1 protein-coding gene and 2 pseudogenes are annotated in these 2123 nt (G+C 50.4%); 1 reads left to right on the plus strand and 2 read right to left on the minus strand.

Features of this window, described 5'->3' with window-relative positions:
* Positions 1-69: 69 nt before the first annotated feature.
* Positions 70-372 (minus strand): annotated as a pseudogene (locus IAE50_RS25555) (AAA family ATPase); the annotation flags it as partial.
* Positions 372-982: pseudogene (locus IAE50_RS25560) on the minus strand (nitrilase-related carbon-nitrogen hydrolase); the annotation flags it as partial. The pseudogenes IAE50_RS25555 and IAE50_RS25560, both read right to left, overlap by 1 nt.
* A gap of 96 nt (positions 983-1078) precedes the next feature.
* Between IAE50_RS25560 and IAE50_RS25565 the strand changes: the two are divergent.
* Complete coding sequence (locus IAE50_RS25565) at positions 1079-1939, plus strand: LysR family transcriptional regulator (protein WP_200581681.1); 861 nt, start codon at positions 1079-1081, stop codon at positions 1937-1939.
* Positions 1940-2123: the final 184 nt, after the last annotated feature.

Here is a 2123-nt window from a genome sequence, read left to right on the forward strand (position 1 = left end):
GGCCCGCATTTATCCTGCCCGGCCCGCAATCCATTTCGTCGGGCTCACAATAACTGCAAATCAACATCGTCATATCGGCAAACCGACCGCCAGCATTCTGTCACGCAGTTCAGTTGTGCGGGCCGGATCCAGTTGATTGTTGAACAATGCCCTGATTTCAGCAGGTTTTGCGTCAAACTGCTCCACCATATCCTTTAGCCGGTAACCATGTCGCGTGAGTGTCGGCTCAAGGTCATCCATCTGGCGTGAAAGCACGGACTCAATCAGCGTGGCGGTGATCGGTTTTTCCCCGGTCTGGTATCCTGCTTCCATTGCCAGCGTCAGGTGCAACTGTACCTGCAGCGATGTACGCAGTTTCATTGCCAGCAGATTTCCGGATCATTATGTCTGTTTTCCCATAGACTGATCGGAATGGGTTTCATGCCGAAAGGGCTTCGTGAGCTGGTTCCCCCCGTCTGGTGGGGAGCGACAAGAATATCAGCGCCCAGCGATGCCGTTAACGCGCATTTTCGACGAGATTATTGTCCCAGCAGATAAGAACGCCAATGCGTACCCCCCAGGGCGTATCAAAAACAGTAAAATCGTTACCGCGAGCAATATCGGGATGCCCAAAAGCATGTAACTTCCTGTGTATATGGCGCTTACCATCCGGCATACAGATGGCATAGGCATTATACAACTGCCCGTCGCTTCCCTTTTCTATAAAACCTGCGCTTATTGCCATCTGATATTTTCCAGCCAGAGTGGCGATCCGCGACAACGATGGACTCTCATCACCCCGTTCGGAAAGAGCATCAACTTCTTCACTGCTGAGATCCGGCACATGCCAGTATCCGGTAATGCACATTTCAGGGAATACAAGAAGCTTTACATCTTCCCGGGAGGCCTGAAAAATGAAATTTTCCATGACCGATAAATTGTACTGCTTGTCCCCGGCCCGGTGGCAAAACTGTACTGTGGCGGCACGAATGTATTTTCCCATCATATCTCTCCTCATCTGACGATTCGGACACTATTCCACCAGAGAAAGATTAACTATGTATAATCACGATTTCTCCCCAACTGATAACCAGACGGAATGGATATAAAGTTACTGCGTGCCTTTGTCACCCTCTCGCAACTGGGGTGGTATCACTCGGCCGCTGAAAAACTGTGTATAACTCAACCGGCACTGACCAAGCAGATACAGACGCTAGAGTCCCTTTCCGGAGTTACGCTGTTTCAGCGTGGCCGTCATGGCGCGAAACTGACCGTTGCAGGAGAACAGCTACTCCGGGGGGCCTCTGAGGTACTGGAACGCTATGATAATTTCTGTGCCGAAGTGATCGGTATTCAGAAAGGAAAGACAGGTAAGCTGACTGTGGGCTTTGGTATCTCATCATTCCGTCTGGCTCCCGAGAGGGTTGCAGCTTTCCGCAGTCTGTATCCGGACGTGCGGGTATCCCTGAATGATATGCCCTCTGCAGTACAGTTCCGGCTGTTAATAGAAGGGCAACTTCAGACCGGATTTGTACGACTTCCGGCCCCTGAGCAACTGGAGAGTAAAATACTGGCAGAAGAACAACTGGTTCTTGCAGTGGCTCAGGAACACGATACTGGCTCAGTCAGTGCGACAGGGTTGCTCAGTCTGAGTCAGCTTCTGCAGCTATCCCGGGACCGGGGAGAGGGGCTGTCGGCACAGACTGAGCTTTTTCTCTCAGGACATCATCTCACTCCCCGGACAGTTTCGGCAGCAGATGACATTCAGACCCTGCTGGCGCTTGTTGCCGCCAGAGATGGTGTGGCATTACTGCCAGCTGGGGTTATTCATATTCTTCTCGCCGGCGTCAGGCTTGTGGCACTTGAAGGCGAACATACAACCTGGCAGACAGGAATAGCCTGGAATCCACAGATAAAAGACCCCCTCAGGGATAATTTCATAAAAATGGTGTCGGTATAATAAGAAGGGGCTTCGGAGATTCTGTAAATTTTATCTTAACGATTAAGAACATATCAAACAAAACCGTACATCAGATTTTTAAATCTACGGAAAATCTCTCACCCAGTAAAACTCAAATTTCATTTTCAATTAATGTGAGCCCGACGAAATGGATTGCGGGCCGGGCAGGATAAATGCGGGCCCA

This window comes from Kosakonia sp. S42 (assembly GCF_016624785.1).
GTDB lineage: Bacteria > Pseudomonadota > Gammaproteobacteria > Enterobacterales > Enterobacteriaceae > Kosakonia > Kosakonia cowanii.